We start from the raw sequence: 17469 nt of genomic DNA on the forward strand, positions 1-17469 counted from the left end.
GCCGGCAAAGTATCGACTGCGCCCGATGGTCTGCGAAAGTGGGTAGAATGCGCGTTTTGTCACTGTGTCGGAGCCCGTTTTGCGCGAAATCGTTCTGATTAACATCACCGGCGAGGACCGTCCGGGTCTCACCGCGGCCATTACCGGCGTGCTCGCCCAGGGCGGGGTGAACATCCTCGACATCGGCCAGGCGGTCATCCACGACACGCTGTCGTTCGGCATCCTGGTGGAAATCCCCAGCACCGAGCAGGCCAGCGCCGTGCTCAAGGACATCCTCTTCACCGGGTACAAGCTGGACCAGCAGGTGCGCTTCACCCCGGTTTCCGAGCAGGACTACCAGCAGTGGGTCGACGGCCAGGGCAAGGCCCGCCACATCGTGACCCTGCTGACGCGCAAGGTCACTGCCGAGCAGTTGCAGCGGGTGAGCTCCATCACCGCCCAGTACGGGTTGAACATCGACCATATCGACCGTCTGTCGGGTCGTATCGCGTTGGACACCCCGGCCGACCAGGGCAAGGGCTGCATCGAGTTCTCCGTGCGTGGCGAGCCGGCCGACCCGCAGGCCCTGCGTGCCGAGTTCCTCAGCGTGGCGCAGGAGCTGAACGTCGACATCGCCTTCCAGCAGGACTCGCTGTTCCGCCGCAACCGTCGCCTGGCGGTGTTCGACATGGACTCCACCCTGATCGAGGCCGAGGTCATCGACGAGCTGGCCAAGGCGGCAGGCGTGGGCGAGCAGGTGTCGGAAATCACCGAGCGTGCCATGCGTGGCGAGCTGGATTTTCGTGCCAGCTTCAAGGAACGCCTTGCGCTGCTCAAGGGCCTGGACGTCAACGTGCTGGACGAGATCGGTGCTTCGCTGCGCCTGACCGAGGGCGCCGAGGTGCTGTTCGCCGAGCTCAAGCGCCTGGGCTACAAGACCGCGATCCTGTCGGGTGGCTTCACCTACTTTGCCAAGCAGCTGCAGGCCAAGCTGGGCATCGACTATGTGTTCGCCAACGAGCTGGAAGTGGTGGACGGCAAGGTGACCGGCGTAGCCGTGGAGCCGATTGTCGACGCGCAGCGCAAGGCTGACCTGTTGACCGAGCTGGCACGCAAGGAAGGCTTGCAGATGGAGCAGACGATTGCCGTGGGCGACGGTGCGAACGACCTGCCGATGCTGGCGATTGCCGGCCTGGGCGTGGCGTTCCGGGCCAAGCCGCTGGTCAAGCAGTCGGCCAAGCAGGCGATCTCGACGCTGGGGCTGGATGGGGTGCTGTATCTGCTGGGCTTCAGGGATCGCGACGGTCGCGACTGAGAAAGCGCGGCCGCTGCGCGGGTCAAGCCCGCTCCCACAGGTTTGCCATCGCTCCAGAAGGCCGTGCAGCCCCTGTGGGAGCGGGCTTGACCCGCGATGAGGCCCGACAGCCAGGCACAAAAAAGCCCGCATCGCTGCGGGCTTTTTGTTGGGTCAGGCGTGCTGCGCCGGCAACCCCAGGCATTCGCCCATGTTCACCACCGACCCCGCACCCAGCGATTCGGCCCACTTCACCTGCTCTGGCCCGAACAGCACCACAGCCGTCGAACCCAGCTTGAAGCGGCCCAGCTCGGCGCCTTTTTCCAGGTGGATCGGTGCACGCGCTGCCTCGTCGTAGCGGAAGGTCTTCAGCTCGCGCTTGGGCGGCGTGACCAGCCCGGCCCATACCGTCTCGACCGACGCCACGATCATCGCGCCCACCAGCACCACGGCCATCGGCCCGCGCTCGGTATCGAACAGGCACACCACGCGCTCGTTGCGCGCAAACAGTTCCGGCACGTTTTCGGCGGTGGTCTGGTTGACCGAGAACAGCCGGCCCGGCACGTAGATCATCTCGCGCAGGGTACCGGCCAGCGGCATGTGCACGCGGTGGTAGTCCTTGGGCGACAGGTAGATGGTGGCGAATTCGCCGCCCATGAACGGCGCAGCATTGGCCGGGTCGCCGCCCAGCAGCTCAAGGGCGCTGAAGCTGTGGCCCTTGGCCTGGAAGATGCGGCCATGCTCGATCGGGCCCAGCTGGCTGACAGCGCCGTCGGCCGGGCACAGGATCGCCCCCGGAGTCTGGTCCAGCGGGCGTGCATCCGGCTTGAGCGCGCGGGTGAAGAATGCGTTGAAGTGCTCGTAGGCGGTCAGGTCTTCGACCTGGGCCTGGGACATGTCGACCTGGTAGCGCTTGGCGAACCACGCGGTGAAGGCATTCTTGAACCATTTCACGCGGCATTCGGCCACGCAGCCGGCCAGGCGCGACAGCAGGTGGTGGGGCAGCAGGTACTGGCTGATGATGAACAAGCGGGATTTCATTGAATTTCCTTAAACTTCTACAGGCGTGTCGGGGTGGTTGCCCCATTCGCCCCATGAGCCGGCATAGGCCTTGACCCGTGGGTAGCCCAGGTGTTTGGCCACAAGATAGGTGAAGCCGGAGCGGTGGTGGGTCTGGCAGTGGGTGATCACTTCCTTGTCGCGGGTGATGCCCAGCTGCTCGAGGATCTGGGGCATGTCCTTGCGGATGCGCAGGTGATCGTTCTGGTCCATGCCGGCCGTCCACTCGAAGTTGACCGCGCCCGGGACGTGTCCGCCCTTGGCGGCCAGCACTTTCTCACCCCGGTATTCCTGCGGGCTGCGGGCATCCCAGACCGCCAGGTCGGCAGCGCCCAGGCGGCTTTGCAGGTATTCGCGGGTGGCGGTGGGGGCTTCGTGCAGGGTCAGGCTGACGCTGCCGGCAGCGGGCGCGGGCACATCGGTCGAGAGCTCGCCCGTCCAGCCCAGCGCGCCACCGTCGAGGTAGTGGTAGCGGGTATGGCCGATCACATCCAGCAACCAGATGAAGCGCCCGGCCCAGCCGCCGCCTTCGTCGTCATACACCACATACACGGCGTCCGGGTTGTGCCCCAGCTCGCCGAACAGCTTTTCCAGGTCGCCTTGGCTCGGCAGCAGCCCGGGCGCCGGTGGCTGGCCCAGCTGGGTGCGCTTGGGGTCGACGAAGCGCGCACCGGGAATGTGCCCGCTGCCATAGCGTTTCGTGCTGGTCAGGTCGACCAGGATCAGCCCCGGCGCATCCAGGCGGGCTTGCAGGTCGGCGGGTTCAATCACCAGGGGCAAGCCGGAAAAGTCAGTCATCCAGAGTCTCCAGATCGGAACAGAGTGGGCGATTGTAGCGCATGGGTCAGGTGCTGCGGTTGCTGAAGGCGGTGAGGGCGCGCTCGATGCACTGGGCGGTCTTGCCGAACGCCTGCACGCTGATCTCCGAGAACGGGCCGCCGCCCTGGTCGGCCAGCACCACCATCACCACCTTGCCGTTGCTCGACAGCGAGCGCAGCAGCAGGTGCTGGCCACGGAACAGCACGCGCAGGGTGCCGGGCAGCAGGGCACCGAACTGGGCATAGTTGTCCGGGGTCAGGCGCAGTTGTGCCGACTGGGTCAGCAGGCGTTGCAGCAGCTTGCTCTGGGCGAGCGGCACCACCAGGCCGCCGGCCTCGGCGGGCAGCCCGGCGATCTGGTGCACGCGCAGGTGGGTCATGCCCTTGTCGGCCATCAGCATCATCACCCGCTGCATGCCGCAGGCCACCAGGGCATCGCGGGCGTAGGTGGTCAGGTGCATGGCGTTGGTGAACGCACTGGGCTCCACCAGCAGGTCGGCGCAGTACTTGCGCCAGGCCCCCAGCGATTCGGTCGAGGGCACGTCGGCAGGCCGCAGGCGGCGGTGTAAGTAGTGCGAGCCGGTCGGCCAGATCAGCGATTCGGCGGGGTGGTAGAGGTCGTCGTCGGCGTGCAGGCGCGCACTGTTGGCGGCCTGCTGGTGCACCTGTTGCTGCACCTCGCTCAGCGGCACCTGCAGGTACAGGCTGGTCAGGCGTTGCCAGCGCTGGCTGTGCGGGCAGTCCCAGGCGTGCTGCGCCGCCAGGGCCAGGCCGTTGGCCAGCAGTACGGTGTTGGCCGGCTGGTTGAGCCAGCGGCGCAGGGCCGGGTCGGCGTCCAGCAGCTGTTGCTGGCGCAGCGGGTTGTCGTGCAGGCGGGCGATGTGCATGACCTTGACCAGCAGGCGGCGTTCTTCGCTGAGCACGTGGTAGCCCTGGGTGACCCAGTTGGGCAGGCGCCAGTAGTCGGCCAGGGCGCGGCACAGCGCCAGCAGGGGTACACCGAACAGTTCGCGCTCCACGCGCAGGGCCGGCTCGCCGCGGTGCACCACGCGCACTTCCCATTCCTCGATCAGCTTGGGGTGCGCCAGGGCCAGGGTCCACAACGGCGAGAGGAACAGCAGGCTGCCCCAGTGGATCTCCTGCCACAGCCGTGCCAGTTGGCTGGCGAACAGGCCGCTGGCCTGCTGGCTGGCATGCAGGCTGATCATCTGCAGGTGGCGCAGGGCCTTGGGGATCTGCGCCGGCGGCGCGGTGGGCAGGCGCAGCAGCAGTTCTTCGGCGCGCTTGAGGCCAAGCCGGTTGAGGGCGATTTCCAGGCTTTCGGCCGGCTCGGCCATGCTGGCGTGGGTATGCCGGTTGGCTTCGCGCATCACGCTGAGCACCAGCGCGGGGCTGTCCTGCATCAGATCGGCGATGTCACGCAGCGAGCGGCGGCTGTCGCCGATGGCGGCTTTTACCCGCTCGTGACTGTCCAGCGGCACCGGCAGTTGCACGCTGTCGAGCAGTTTGATCCAGGCGTCTAGGGTCTTTGGAATTTGAGTTGGCACGTGAGTTCACTAGGCATGCTGGGAGGTGGCCGAACTGGCTTTTCGCCTTGACTGGCTATAGTCTGGCGCAGAACTGCCGATAAGTAGAAGAAGAGTTTTACGAACTTCCGCCCCCGACCCTGACCACGACAGTAAGTGCTTCCAATCTATGGCTAAAATTATCGGCATCATTGTCGTATTCGCGAGCGTGCTTGGCGGATACGTTCTTTCTCACGGCAAGATCGCGGCCCTGATTCAGCCTTTCGAGGTGCTGATCATCGGCGGTGCCGCCTTTGGTGCGTTCCTGCAGGCCAACCCCGGCTACATGACCATGCACGTGATCAAGAAGTCGCTGAGCATGTTCGGCTCGCGCTTCTCGCACACCTTCTATATAGAAGTGCTGGGCCTGATCTACGAGATCCTCAACAAGAGCCGGCGCGAAGGCATGATGGCGATCGAGGGCGATATCGAAGACGCCGCGGCCAGCCCGATCTTCGCCAAGTACCCGGCGGTACTCAAGGATGAGCGCATGACCGCGTACATCTGCGACTACCTGCGCATCATGTCCACCGGCAACATGGCCCCGCACGAGCTCGAAGGCCTGTTCGACATGGAACTGCTGAGCATGAAGGAAGAGCTCGACCACCCGTCCCATGCCGTGACCGGCATCGCCGACGGCATGCCCGGCTTCGGTATCGTGGCGGCGGTACTGGGTATCGTGGTGACCATGGCCTCGCTGGGCGAGGGCGACCAGAAGTCCATCGGCCTGCACGTGGGTGCGGCGCTGGTGGGTACCTTCTTCGGTATTCTGGCGGCCTACGGCTTCTTCGGCCCGCTGGCCACCTCCCTGGCCCACGACGCGAAGGAAGAGGTCAACGTGTACGAGGCGATCAAGGCCGCACTGGTGGCGTCGGCCTCCGGCATGCCGCCATCGCTGGCGGTGGAGTTCGGTCGCAAGGTGCTGTTCCCCAAGCACCGTCCAAGCTTTGCCGAGCTGGAACAAGCAGTTCGCGGTCGCTGATCCATGGAAAACAATCAGCCGATCATCATCAAGCGCGTAAAGCGCTTCGGCGGCGGCCATCACGGCGGCGCCTGGAAAATCGCGTTCGCCGACTTCGCCACGGCGATGATGGCGTTCTTCCTTGTGCTGTGGCTGCTGTCCACCGCCACGCCCGAGCAGAAGATCGCGATTGCCGGCTACTTCAAGGACCCCATCGGGTTCTCCGAGAGTGGCACCCCGTATATCATCGACCTGGGCGGCTCGCCGGAGCTGGCCCCGGAAAAGACCATCAACCCTGAAGTGCAGTCCGAGCCGACGCCTGACACCAGCATCCAGCTGGACAAGGACGCGGTCGAGAGCATGGCCGAGCAGGTCGAGAAAGACCGCTTGAACCTGGTGCTGCAGGAGCTGCAGAACAAGGTCGAAGAGAACCCGCAACTGCAGAAGTTCAAGGACCAGATCCTGTTCGAGATCACCCAGGACGGCCTGCGCATCCAGATCATGGACGCCGAGAACCGGCCTATGTTCGACCTGGGCAGTGCGCGCCTGCAGCCGTACTTCGAGGACATCCTGCTGGCGATGGCCGACACCATCAAGGCGGTGCCGAACAAGATCAGCATCAGCGGCCACACCGATGCCAAGCCCTACGCCGGCACCGGTGATTACGGCAACTGGGAGCTGTCGGCCAACCGTGCCAACGCGGCGCGTCGGGCGCTGGTGGCCGGTGGCTATCCGGATGCCCAGGTGGCGCGGGTGGTGGGGTATGCATCGTCGTCGCTGTTCGACCGCGAGAACCCGCTCAACCCGGTGAACCGTCGTATCGACATCATCGTGCTGACCAAGAAGGCCCAGCGCACCATCGAAGGCGAACAGACCTCGCCGACGCCGCCGGACGCAGCCCAGCCGGGCGCGGCACCTGCGCCGGGCGCTGCGGCACCGACGCCCGAGCCCGAGCCGATGCAGCCGCGTGAACTGCGCGAGAAGCTGAACATCTTCGAGGATGGCGTGTTGAAGATGGACGAGCCCAACAAGCCGCAGTGAGCCGGCAGCCGACAACGCCCGCATGGAGTGATCCGTGCGGGCGTTGTGCTGTGTGGGGTTCGGCATTTCAGTAGCCGCGACCGATGCTGGCCTTGAGCTCGGCCTGGAAGTGCTGGGCATTGCAGCGATTGTCGCCGGGTGCGGCCTGCGTGGGCAGGTTGAGGGCACGGCCAAGGGTGTGTTCCAGGCGGTACGCGCTGACGAACAGGTCCAGGTCGGTGGCTTGCGCCATGGTCGGCAGTTCGCCCAGGTAGGTGGGGCTGGCCGGCTCGCCCAGCTGGAACGTGGCGACCCGTCGGTCGGCCAGCGCTGCGGCGCCCAGGGCGAAGGGCACCCACCAGGCGCCGCAGGTGTTGCCCGACACCAGCACGATCAGGTGGGTGCAGCCGTGCAGGCTGCGGCTGATGAGGGTGGTGAGGGTGCAGGCATCGTCGGCCTGGGGGTCGATGGCCTCCAGGCAGGTGGCGAGGCCCTCGAGGCGCAGGTGCTCGCCGATGGCCATGGCGGCGGCCAGGTCGTTGCGGCAGTAGAGGAGTGAGACTGGCATCCGGAGGTCCGTGGTGGGCGCAAATCTGGTGCGGGATACCTTTGATGATTACGACGCGTGGTGCAAGGCGTGGGATTGAATCAGGAGGTGGACTACATGCCTGGGTGAAAAGGCCTACAAATGTGTTGCAACAACTGACGCCTTCGCCGGCAAGGCCGGCTCCTACAGGTGTCCGCGTAAGGCGAATCTTCGGAATTTCCCTATTCCCTGTAGGCCCCTTCCCAATCATACTTTTGCCGCTTTCCCGCCATTGCGGTGGTCACGGTAGCGATCTAGTCTGCGTTGCGTCGTTGGTGTTCAACGACCGGTTTTGACAGGCCGTTACTGATTTCGGACCACATGTGCATCGCTTTATGGCGGCTGTGCGTGGGGCACTTCGTGTGCGCCGAGTTCCGGTATCCTCGGTCTGTCAACCCGCGTACAGCTGCCACCTATTTGTTTGACAGCAAAGCGTGGTAGCTCCACTGATACTGGAGTTGGTCATGTTGAAAATCGTCCCCGATCCACCCCAATACGCCAATCTGCCCCTCGAAGACATCCTCTCGTGCACTGATCGCGAGCGCTGCGCGCTCGTTCGGCGGCAAGTCCGGCTCCTACAAAGGCTCGCAGTACCTGTAGGAGCCGGCCTTGCCGGCGAAGACGCCCGTAGAGCCAATTAAGAAAGTCGTCGGGAGATAACAGATGGAAAACAGCTCAGTCTTCAAGACACTAGGCGTCGGCACTTTCGGCGAAGGCGAGGGCGGCCCCACCGCCGAGCGCCTGTTTCGCGTGCAAGCCGGCCACAACGCCGACTTCGCCCTGGAACAATCGGCCCTGCTGCTCAGTTGCGCCTACAAGCTCACCTTGCAAGCCGGCATCGAGCCGGATGGCACGCTTGTCTGGGCGGCACATTACCTGAGCGGCATGTCCAAGGCCCTGGTCGAGGATGTGGCGCACGCGATGTTCATCGAACAAACGCCTGCGCCATGACCGTCAGTAGCTGTCCTGCGGCAGGCTGGCAATGATCGAGCGATAGCTGTTCATGCGCTGCTGCTGCACGCGCCCGTCTTCCAGCGCCTTGAGCAGCGCACAGCCCGGCTCGCGGTCGTGCTTGCAGTCGCGGAAGCGGCAGGTGCCGATCAGGTCGTTGAACTCGATGAAGCCGGCCTCCACGTCCGCCCGGCTCACGTGCCCCAGGCCGAACTCGCGAATGCCCGGCGAGTCGATCAGCTCACCGCCACCCGGGAAGTGGTACAGCCGCGCGGTGGTGGTGGTGTGCTGGCCCTGGCCCGACCACTCCGACAGCTCGCCTACGCGGGTGTCGACATCGGGCAGCAGGCTGTTGACCAGCGACGACTTGCCCACCCCGGACTGGCCGACGAACACGCTGATGTGCCCATCGAGCAAGGTCTGCAACTGCTGCATGCCGTCGCCATGGTGCGCCGACACTTCCAGCAGCGGGTAACCCAGCTGACGGTACACCGCCAGCAGCGCATTCAGCGCCGGGGCGTTCTGCTCGTCGATCAGGTCGGCCTTGTTCAGCAGCAGCAGCGGGCGGATACCGGCATGCTCGGCGGCCACCAGGTAACGGTCGATCAGGTTGGCATGCGGCTCGGGGGCCGGGGCGAACACGATCACGATCAGGTCGACGTTGGCCGCCACCGGCTTGAGCTGGCCACGGCTGTCGGGGCGGCACAGCTCGGTGCTGCGCGGCATCTGCGCCACGATCACGCCGATACCCTGGTTGCCGGCGCGCCATACCACCTTGTCACCAGTGACCAGCGCCGGCAGGTTGGCGCGCAGATGGCAACGGAACACCTGGCCGGCCACGTCGCCGTCCTGTGCTTCGACTTCTACCTGCACGCCGAAGTGTGCAATCACCAGGCCCAGTTGTTCAGGCCCCAGGTCGCCGCCTTCGAGGGTGTCCAGCGTGTGCTGTTCGCGTTTGGCAGCGCGGGCGGCGCGCTCACCCTGGATTTTTTCGATGCGCCAGTTCTGGCGGCGATTGAGCTGGCGTTTGGCCATGTAGGTCTCGTTTCGTCAAGCAAAGCATGTGAGGGTGCAACGGCGTCGAGTCTAGCACGCTCCACTAGGCTAAACTGCGCGCCTACCGAGGAGCAGAATCATGCAGAACCCACAGAACCTGATCTGGATCGATCTGGAAATGACCGGCCTGGATCCGGACAGCGACGTCATCATCGAGATGGCCACCATCGTCACCGACAGTGACCTGAACACCCTGGCCGAAGGCCCGGTGATCGCCATCCACCACAGTGACGAGGTGCTGGCGCGCATGGACGAGTGGAACACCCGTACCCACGGCAACTCCGGCCTGACCCAGCGCGTGCGCGAGAGCAAGGTGAGCATGGCCGAGGCCGAGGCCGAGACGATCCGCTTCCTGGAGCAGTGGGTGCCCAAGGGCAAGTCGCCGATCTGCGGCAACAGCATCTGCCAGGACCGTCGCTTCCTGTACCGCCACATGCGCGAGCTGGAGAATTTCTTCCACTACCGCAACCTGGACGTGTCCACCCTCAAGGAGCTGGCCGCACGCTGGGCTCCCGAGGTGCGCGACAGCTTCAAGAAGGGTGGCACGCACCTGGCGCTGGACGATATTCGCGAATCCATCGCCGAGCTGCGCCACTACCGCGAGCACTTCATCAAGTTCTGACCCGCACTGCGCCAACAATCGTTGGCGCGCCCCCTTTTGGTGCCTGGGGCAACTGGGTAGACTGCGCGCCTCTTTGCACGGACCTGCGCCATCATGCTGTTGATGCTCTATTTGATCGCCATTACCGCCGAAGCCATGACCGGGGCGCTGTCGGCCGGGCGGCGCGGCATGGACTGGTTCGGCGTGGTGCTGATCGCCTGCGTCACGGCCCTGGGCGGAGGCTCGGTGCGCGACGTGCTGCTGGGCCACTACCCGCTGACCTGGGTGAAGCACCCGGAGTACCTGGTGCTGACCAGCGTGGCGGCCTTGATCACCATCTTCATCGCGCCGCTGATGCGCCACCTGCGTTCGCTGTTTCTGGTGCTCGATGCGCTGGGGCTGGTGGCGTTCACCCTGATTGGCTGCATGACCGCGCTGGAAATGGGCCAGGGCATGCTGGTGGCGTCGATCAGCGGGGTGATCACCGGCGTGTTTGGCGGCATCCTGCGGGATATCTTCTGCAACGACATTCCGCTGATCTTCCGGCGTGAGCTGTATGCCAGCGTGTCGTTTCTGGCGGCGTGGTTCTACCTGGGGTGCGTGTACTTCAAGGTGCCGGGGGAGCAGGCGATTCTGCTGACGTTGTTTGGCGGGTTGCTGCTCAGGCTGCTGGCGATACGGTTTCGCTGGGAAATGCCGAAGTTCCAGTACAACGACGAGCATTGAGGGCCTGTTCGCCAGCAAGGCTGGCTCCTACAGACGGTACCGGCCTGTGTAGGAGCCGGCCTTGCCGGCGAAGGCCGCACCGCCTGCCTAGAGGCGTGCCTGATGCTGACGCAGCGCCCACTCCACATGCTCCCTCACCAGCTCCGACGGATACTCCCGCCGCGCCTGGAGCGCCTCCAGCACCGGTATGGTCGAGGGCGCATTGCCCAGCCCCACCGCCAGGTTGCGCAACCAGCGCTCATACCCCGCCCGGCGCAGCGGCGAGCCTTCGGTGCTGGCCAGAAACGTCTCTTCATCCCACATGAACAGCTCCGCCAGCCCGGCATTGTCCAGCCCGTGGCGCGGCTTGAAATCCGCTTCGCCGGTGGGCCGGGCAAAGCGGTTCCACGGGCACACGATCTGGCAATCGTCACAGCCGAACACCCGGTTGCCGATCAGCGGCCGCAGCTCTTCGGGGATCGCGCTCTTCAGTTCGATGGTCAGGTACGAAATGCAGCGCCGCGCATCCAGCACATACGGCCCCACGAAGGCCTGGGTGGGGCAGATGTCCAGGCATGCACTGCACCGCCCGCAATGCTCGGTGGCCTGCGCCTCGTCCACCGGTAGCGGCAGGTCGACGAACAGTTCGCTGAGGAAGAAGTAGCTGCCCGCCTTGCGGTTGAGCAACAAGGTGTTCTTGCCGATCCAGCCCAGCCCGGCCTGTTCGGCAATGGCCTTTTCCAGCACCGGCGCGCTGTCGACGAAGGCGCGGAAGCCGAACGGCCCGATGTCTTTCTGGATGCGCTCGGCCAGGTGCTGCACGCGCTTGCGGACCAGCTTGTGGTAGTCGCGCCCCAGCGCATAGCGCGAGATGTAGGCCTTTTCGGGCTGGGCGAGCATCTGCGCCATCTGCGTGTCGCCCGGCAGGTAGTCCATGCGCAGCGACACCACGCGCAAGGTGCCCGGCACCAGCTCGTCGGGGTGCGAGCGTTTGCTGCCATGGGCGCCCATGTACTCCATCTCGCCGTGATAGCCCTCGGCCAGCCAGCGTTCCAGGTGTTTTTCGTGTTCGCCCAGCTCCACACCGGCAATGCCGACGTGCGCAAAGCCCAGTTCACGGCCCCAATCCTTGATCGATTGGGCGAGGGCGGGTAGATCGAGGGGGGAAGCAGACATGCGAAATAGGGCAACGATGACTCAGGTGCGTATAATTCTGCCAGACATCGGAGCCGAACGACGCATGCCTCAGACCAAACACCCTGCAAATCAGCCATTGGTGCTCACCAGCGTCACCCTGGCGAGCCTCGCGCCGCGCTCGAATGCCGCACACAAGGGCGACTTCGGCCATGTGCTGGTGGTCGGTGGCGACCGTGGCACGGGCGGTGCGGTGCTGCTCAGTGCCGAGGCGGCGCTGCGCTGCGGCGCCGGCCTGGTGTCACTGGCCACCCGCAGCGAGCAACTGCCCGCCGCGCTGGCCCGCCTGCCCGAGGTGATGAGCCTGGGCGTGCATTCGGCCAACCAGTTGATGGCGCCGATTGAACGCGCCACCGTACTGGTGGTCGGACCCGGACTGGGGCAGGCCGCCTGGGGGCGCAGCCTGCTCTCGGCGGTGGTGCCGGCCAGGCACGCTCAGGTGTGGGATGCCGATGCGCTGAACCTGCTGGCGCAAGCACCCTTGCCGCTGGCGGCGGGCAGCATCATTACCCCGCATCCGGGGGAGGCGGCGCGCCTGCTGGGGATTTCCACCGAAGCGGTGCAGGCCGATCGCTCCTGGGCGGCGCTCAAGCTGGCGCGCAAGTACGCGGCGGTGTGTGTGCTTAAAGGCGCCGGCACGCTGGTGGCCGACCCGGCCGGGCAATTGGCACTGTGCCAGCGCGGTCACCCGGCCATGGCCGGTGCCGGCCTGGGCGATGTGCTCAGCGGCGTGCTGGGTGCGCTGCTGGCCCAGGGCATGCCGGCCTGGGACGCCGCCTGCCTGGGGGTGTGGCTGCACGCCTGTGCCGGCGAGCGCCTGGGCGTACAAGGTCGCGGGCTGGCGGCCAGCGACCTGATACCGGTCATTCGTCAAGTTCTGGAGGAGCATTCAGCGTGTCAGGTGTAACCCTGTTTATGGCCGACGAAGCGGCCATGTGTGAGTTCGGTGCCCGTATCGCCCAGGTGACCAAGGGTCACGGCGTGATTTTCCTCGAGGGTGACCTGGGGGCCGGCAAGACCACCCTGTCACGGGGCATCATCCGTGGTCTGGGACACACCGGCGCGGTGAAAAGTCCTACCTTCACCGTGGTTGAGCCCTACGAGATTGGCGACATTCGTGCCTTCCATTTCGACCTGTATCGCCTGGTCGATCCGGAGGAGCTGGAGTTCATGGGCATTCGCGACTACTTCGAAGACGACGCCCTGTGCCTGTTCGAGTGGCCCCAGAAGGGGGCGGGCATTTTGCCAAAGCCCGACCTGACCATTACCATAAGCCCCCAGGCGGACGGGCGTTCGCTGAACCTGTTGCCGCAGGGCTCTCGCGGTGAAGCCTGGTGTGCCGCTCTGGCCTTGGATATCAATTAGAAAATGGGGATAGGTATGCGCTTTCGCGCACTGTTTGGCGTTGTAGGACTGCTGCTGGCGGCAGTAACCGTCGATGCCTTCGCGATCACGCAAGTCAAGAGTGTCCGTTTATGGCGTGCGCCGGACAACACACGCCTGGTGTTCGACCTGTCCGGCCCGGTGCAGCACAGTGTGTTCACCCTGACGGCCCCGGATCGCCTGGTGATCGACATCAATGGCGCAACCCTGGGTGCGCCTTTGAACGTGTCCACCTCCAATACCCCGATCACCAGCGTGCGCTCGGCGCAGCGCACCCCTACCGACCTTCGCGTGGTCATCGACCTGAAAAAGTCGGTGACGCCCAAGAGCTTCACCCTGGCGCCCAACGCCCAGTACGGCAACCGTCTGGTGGTCGACCTGTTCGATCAGGAATCCGACGCCACGCCACCCACCCCGACCCCGTCGGTGGCCACCACGCCGGCCGTGCCGGTGACTCCGACGCAGCCGGCGATCAAGCTGACCCCGGTGCCCAGCGGCAAGCGTGACATCGTGATCGCCATCGACGCCGGTCACGGCGGCGAAGACCCGGGTGCGTCCGGCTCGCGCGGCCAGCATGAGAAAGACATCGTGCTGGCCATCGCCAAGGAACTGCAGCGCCAGATCAACAGCGAGAAAGGCTTTCGCGCCGAGCTGACGCGTACCGGCGACTACTTCATCCCGCTGCGCAAGCGTACCGAGATTGCGCGCAAGAAGGGCGCTGACCTGTTCATCTCGATCCACGCCGACGCCGCGCCGTCCAAGGCGGCCTTCGGTGCCTCGGTGTTCGCCCTGTCCGACCGTGGCGCCACGTCCGAGACGGCGCGCTGGCTGGCCGACAGCGAAAACCGCTCCGACCTGATCGGTGGTGCCGGCAACGTCAGCCTCGACGACAAGGACCGCATGCTTGCTGGCGTGCTGCTCGACCTGTCGATGACCGCCTCGCTCAGCTCCAGCCTCAACGTGGGGCAGAAGGTGCTGGGCAATATCGGCCGGGTCACCCCGCTGCACAAGCGCCGCGTGGAACAGGCCGGGTTCATGGTGCTCAAGTCGCCGGACATCCCGTCGATCCTGGTGGAAACCGGGTTCATCTCCAACGCCAACGAGGCCTCCAAGCTGGCCACTGCCAGCCATCAGCAGGCCCTGGCACGCTCGATCCACAGTGGCGTGCGCCAGTTCTTCCAGCAGAACCCGCCGCCGGGCACCTACATCGCCTTCCTGCGTGACAGCGGCAAGATCGCCCAGGGCCCGCGCGAGCACACCGTGCGTCCGGGCGAGACCCTGGCCATGATCGCCGTGCGCTACCAGGTCAGCGTGGCCAGCCTGCGCAGCACCAACGGCCTGAAAACCGATGAGCTGAAGGTTGGCCAGAACCTCGACGTACCGGCCACCACGCTGGCTGGCCAGCCATGAGCAGCGGCGCTCGCATCGAGCTGCTCAGCCCGCGGCTTGCCAACCAGATCGCCGCAGGCGAGGTGGTCGAACGCCCGGCCTCGGTGATCAAGGAGCTGCTGGAAAACAGCCTCGACTCCGGCGCCCGGCGCATCGACGTCGAGGTGGAGCAGGGCGGGGTCAAGCTGCTGCGGGTGCGCGATGATGGCAGCGGTATCGCTGCCGACGACCTGCCGTTGTCCCTGGCGCGGCACGCCACCAGCAAGATCCGCGACCTGGAAGACCTCGAGCGGGTAATGAGCCTGGGCTTTCGCGGCGAGGCACTGGCGTCGATCAGCTCGGTCGCGCGCCTGACCCTGACCTCGCGCACCCGCGACGCCGACCAGGCCTGGCAGGTTGAAACCGAAGGCCGCGACATGTCCCCGCGGGTGCAGCCGGCAGCGCATCCGGTGGGTACCTCGGTCGAGGTGCGCGACCTGTTCTTCAATACCCCGGCCCGGCGCAAGTTCCTCAAGACCGAAAAAACCGAATTCGACCATCTGCAGGAAGTCATCCGGCGCCTGGCGCTGGCGCGCTTCGACGTGGCCTTCCATTTGCGCCACAACGGCAAGAGCGTCCTCAGCCTGCATGAAGCCCATGACGACACGGCCCGCGCACGGCGCGTGGCCTCGATCTGCGGCCCGGGCTTTCTGGAGCAGGCGCTGCCGATCGAGGTGGAGCGCAACGGCCTGCATCTGTGGGGTTGGGTCGGCCTGCCGACCTTCTCGCGCAGCCAAGCCGACCTGCAGTATTTCTTCGTCAACGGCCGTGCCGTGCGCGACAAGCTGGTCGCCCACGCGGTGCGCCAGGCCTACCGCGACGTGCTGTTCAATGGCCGGCACCCGACCTTCGTGCTGTTTCTGGAGGTCGACCCCACCGGCGTGGACGTGAACGTGCACCCCACCAAGCACGAGGTGCGCTTTCGTGACGGGCGCATGGTGCACGACTTCCTGTACGGCACCCTGCACCGGGCGCTGGCCGATGTGCGCCCGCAGGATCACCAGCCGGGCGCAGCCGCTGCCCCCGAGGTGGAGCGCCCCAGTGGCCTGCAGGCCGGCGAGTTCGGCCCCCAGGGCGAGATGCGCCTGGCCGCCAACCTGCTCGAACAGCCCCCGGCGCAGCCGATGCTGAACACGGCAGGTAGCGCCGCGGGCAGTGGCTCGGGCGCCGGCTACCAGTACCAGTACACCCCGCGTCCGGCCCAGGCATTGCCCGCGGCCGAGGCCCAGGGGGTGTATCGCGAATTCTTCGCCCCGCTGCCCGGCAGCGAGCCGGCCAACCTGCCTCAGGGCCAGGGCGATATTCCGCCGCTGGGCTATGCGCTGGCGCAGCTCAAGGGCATCTATATTCTTGCCGAGAACGCCCAGGGCCTGGTGCTGGTGGACATGCATGCGGCCCACGAGCGGATCATGTACGAGCGGCTCAAGGTGGCCATGGCCAGCGAGGGCCTGAGCGGCCAGCCGCTGCTGGTGCCCGAGTCTCTGGCCCTGAGCCAGCGCGAGGCCGATTGCGCCGAAGAACACGCGGCGTGGTTCCAGCGCCTGGGCTTCGAACTGCAGCGCCTGGGCCCGGAAAGCCTGGCGATCCGGCAGATCCCTGCGTTGCTCAAGCAGGCCGAGGCCAATCGCCTGGTGCAGGACGTGTTGGCCGACCTGATGGAATACGGCACCAGCGACCGTATCCAGGCACACCTGAACGAGCTGCTCGGTACCATGGCCTGTCATGGCGCGATTCGCGCCAACCGGCGCCTGGCCCTGCCGGAAATGAACGGCCTGCTGCGCGACATGGAAAACACCGAGCGCAGCGGTCAATGCAACCATGGCCGACCGACCTGGACCCAGATGGGCCTGGACGATCTGGACAAACTGTTCCTGCGCGGTCGCTGATATGGCAGTTCGCAATCCCCCGGCCATCTTCCTGATGGGCCCCACCGCCGCCGGCAAGACCGACCTTGCCATCGAGCTGACCAAGGTGCTGCCGTGCGAGCTGATCAGCGTCGATTCGGCGCTGGTCTACCGCGGCATGGACATCGGCACCGCCAAGCCGTCCAAGGCGCTGCTGGCCGAGCACCCGCACCGGCTGATCGACATCCTCGACCCGGCCCAGAGCTATTCGGCAGCCGATTTTCGCCGCGATGCGCTGCAGGCCATGGCCGAGATCACCGCGCGCGGCAATATCCCGCTGCTGGTGGGCGGCACCATGCTGTATTTCAAGGCGCTGCTCGAAGGCCTGGCCGATATGCCTGCGGCCGATGCGCAGGTGCGTGCCGAGCTTGAAGCCGAGGCTGCACAGCTGGGCTGGCAGGCCTTGCACGCCCAGCTGGCGGCGGTCGACCCCGAATCAGCGGCGCGCATCCACCCCAACGATCCGCAGCGGTTGGTACGGGCGCTGGAGGTGTACCGGGTCAGCGGCATGACGATGACGTCACATCGCGAGCGTCAATCGGCGCAAAGTAGCGTCGCAGGCGCTTCGGGCCAGGAACAATTGCCCTATACTGTCGCCAGCCTGGCAATCGCCCCGCAGGATCGAAAGGTGCTGCACGAGCGAATTGCGCTACGATTTGGGCAAATGCTGGAACAGGGCTTCGTCGACGAGGTCCGATCACTGCGTGCCAGAAGTGACTTGCATGCAGGGCTGCCGTCTATACGGGCAGTCGGTTATCGCCAGGTCTGGGATCACCTTGATGGCAAGTTGAGTGCAGCTGAAATGCAGGAGCGCGGCATCATTGCCACTCGCCAATTGGCGAAGCGGCAGTTTACCTGGTTGCGCAGTTGGGCCGATCTGCACTGGTTGGACAGCCTGGCTTGCGACAATCTGCCACGCACCTTGAAATACCTGGGATCGGTCTCCATATTGGGCTGAGTCCCTG

Annotated in this window: 17 protein-coding genes; 11 read left to right on the plus strand and 6 right to left on the minus strand. The window is 65.6% G+C overall.

The genetic code is table 11. The features are described from left to right. The first annotated feature begins 79 nt into the window (after window positions 1–79). Window positions 80–1294, plus strand: coding sequence for a phosphoserine phosphatase SerB (serB, locus tag N0B28_RS02240; protein ID WP_043863552.1), 1215 nt, complete (start codon window positions 80–82; stop codon window positions 1292–1294). 153 nt (window positions 1295–1447) lie between these two features. On the opposite strand, the gene asd is transcribed toward serB, so the two are convergent. The 3 genes from asd to N0B28_RS02255 are packed head-to-tail and all read right to left on the minus strand — an operon-like array spanning window position 1448 to window position 4697. After that, the gene (gene asd / locus N0B28_RS02245) at window positions 1448–2314 is read right to left on the minus strand and encodes an archaetidylserine decarboxylase (protein WP_043863551.1); all 867 of its coding nucleotides are present in this window, start codon (window positions 2312–2314) and stop codon (window positions 1448–1450) included. A gap of 9 nt (window positions 2315–2323) precedes the next feature. Continuing rightward, entirely contained in the window at window positions 2324–3130 is an 807-nt protein-coding gene (locus N0B28_RS02250; RefSeq protein ID WP_043863550.1) for a rhodanese-like domain-containing protein, read from the minus strand. Between the two features lie 46 nt (window positions 3131–3176). Beyond that, window positions 3177–4697, minus strand: coding sequence for an HDOD domain-containing protein (locus tag N0B28_RS02255; RefSeq protein ID WP_275730118.1), 1521 nt, complete (start codon window positions 4695–4697; stop codon window positions 3177–3179). A 148-nt stretch (window positions 4698–4845) separates the two neighbouring features. Between N0B28_RS02255 and motA the strand changes: the two genes are divergently transcribed. After that, a complete protein-coding gene (gene motA / locus N0B28_RS02260; RefSeq protein ID WP_043863548.1) occupies window positions 4846–5697 on the plus strand; it encodes a flagellar motor stator protein MotA in 852 nt (283 codons plus the stop codon). A 3-nt stretch (window positions 5698–5700) separates the two neighbouring features. Then, complete coding sequence (gene motB / locus N0B28_RS02265) at window positions 5701–6717, plus strand: flagellar motor protein MotB (RefSeq protein WP_043863547.1); 1017 nt, start codon at window positions 5701–5703, stop codon at window positions 6715–6717. 67 nt (window positions 6718–6784) lie between these two features. Here the strand turns inward: motB and N0B28_RS02270 are convergent, their stop codons facing one another. After that, window positions 6785–7264 carry a toll/interleukin-1 receptor domain-containing protein gene (locus N0B28_RS02270; RefSeq protein WP_043863546.1) on the minus strand — a complete coding sequence of 160 codons (480 nt, stop codon included), beginning with the start codon at window positions 7262–7264 and terminating at the stop codon, window positions 6785–6787. Window positions 7265–7945: 681 nt separating this feature from the next. Between N0B28_RS02270 and N0B28_RS02275 the strand changes: the two genes are divergently transcribed. Then, window positions 7946–8233, plus strand: a complete 288-nt coding sequence (locus tag N0B28_RS02275) for a DUF3077 domain-containing protein (RefSeq protein ID WP_043863545.1) — start codon at window positions 7946–7948, stop codon at window positions 8231–8233. Window positions 8234–8236: 3 nt separating this feature from the next. Here N0B28_RS02275 and rsgA read toward each other — a convergent pair whose 3' ends face one another. Further along, entirely contained in the window at window positions 8237–9268 is a 1032-nt protein-coding gene (rsgA, locus tag N0B28_RS02280) for a small ribosomal subunit biogenesis GTPase RsgA (RefSeq protein WP_043863544.1), read from the minus strand. A 100-nt stretch (window positions 9269–9368) separates the two neighbouring features. Here rsgA and orn point away from each other — a divergent pair, with 100 nt between their 5' ends. Together orn and N0B28_RS02290 are read left to right on the plus strand one after the other, a co-directional pair. Next, window positions 9369–9911 carry an oligoribonuclease gene (orn, locus tag N0B28_RS02285; RefSeq protein ID WP_043863543.1) on the plus strand — a complete coding sequence of 181 codons (543 nt, stop codon included), beginning with the start codon at window positions 9369–9371 and terminating at the stop codon, window positions 9909–9911. A gap of 90 nt (window positions 9912–10001) precedes the next feature. After that, on the plus strand, window positions 10002–10616 hold the full coding sequence (locus N0B28_RS02290) for a trimeric intracellular cation channel family protein (protein WP_173925102.1): 615 nt from the start codon (window positions 10002–10004) through the stop codon (window positions 10614–10616). 87 nt (window positions 10617–10703) lie between these two features. Here N0B28_RS02290 and queG read toward each other — a convergent pair whose 3' ends face one another. Further along, window positions 10704–11771: a tRNA epoxyqueuosine(34) reductase QueG gene (gene queG / locus N0B28_RS02295; RefSeq protein WP_043863541.1), complete on the minus strand. Its 1068-nt coding sequence runs from the start codon at window positions 11769–11771 to the stop codon at window positions 10704–10706. Between the two features lie 64 nt (window positions 11772–11835). Between queG and N0B28_RS02300 the strand changes: the two genes are divergently transcribed. Genes N0B28_RS02300 through miaA form a run of 5 tightly spaced genes read left to right on the plus strand, consistent with a single transcriptional unit; the run spans window position 11836 to window position 17462 of the window. Then, window positions 11836–12696, plus strand: coding sequence for an NAD(P)H-hydrate dehydratase (locus N0B28_RS02300; protein WP_058541594.1), 861 nt, complete (start codon window positions 11836–11838; stop codon window positions 12694–12696). Then, window positions 12684–13154: a tRNA (adenosine(37)-N6)-threonylcarbamoyltransferase complex ATPase subunit type 1 TsaE gene (gene tsaE / locus N0B28_RS02305; protein WP_058541593.1), complete on the plus strand. Its 471-nt coding sequence runs from the start codon at window positions 12684–12686 to the stop codon at window positions 13152–13154. The genes N0B28_RS02300 and tsaE overlap by 13 nt, the downstream gene beginning before the upstream one ends. A 3-nt stretch (window positions 13155–13157) precedes the next feature. Further along, the gene (locus N0B28_RS02310) at window positions 13158–14582 is read left to right on the plus strand and encodes an N-acetylmuramoyl-L-alanine amidase (RefSeq protein WP_196932996.1); all 1425 of its coding nucleotides are present in this window, start codon (window positions 13158–13160) and stop codon (window positions 14580–14582) included. Next, a complete protein-coding gene (gene mutL / locus N0B28_RS02315; RefSeq protein ID WP_043863537.1) occupies window positions 14579–16486 on the plus strand; it encodes a DNA mismatch repair endonuclease MutL in 1908 nt (635 codons plus the stop codon). Before N0B28_RS02310 ends, mutL begins: the two co-directional genes overlap by 4 nt. 1 nt (window position 16487) lies before the next feature. Beyond that, on the plus strand, window positions 16488–17462 hold the full coding sequence (gene miaA / locus N0B28_RS02320; protein WP_043863536.1) for a tRNA (adenosine(37)-N6)-dimethylallyltransferase MiaA: 975 nt from the start codon (window positions 16488–16490) through the stop codon (window positions 17460–17462). Window positions 17463–17469: the final 7 nt, after the last annotated feature.

The organism is Pseudomonas sp. SD17-1, assembly GCF_029201585.1.
In the GTDB taxonomy this organism is placed as follows: domain Bacteria; phylum Pseudomonadota; class Gammaproteobacteria; order Pseudomonadales; family Pseudomonadaceae; genus Aquipseudomonas; species Aquipseudomonas palmensis.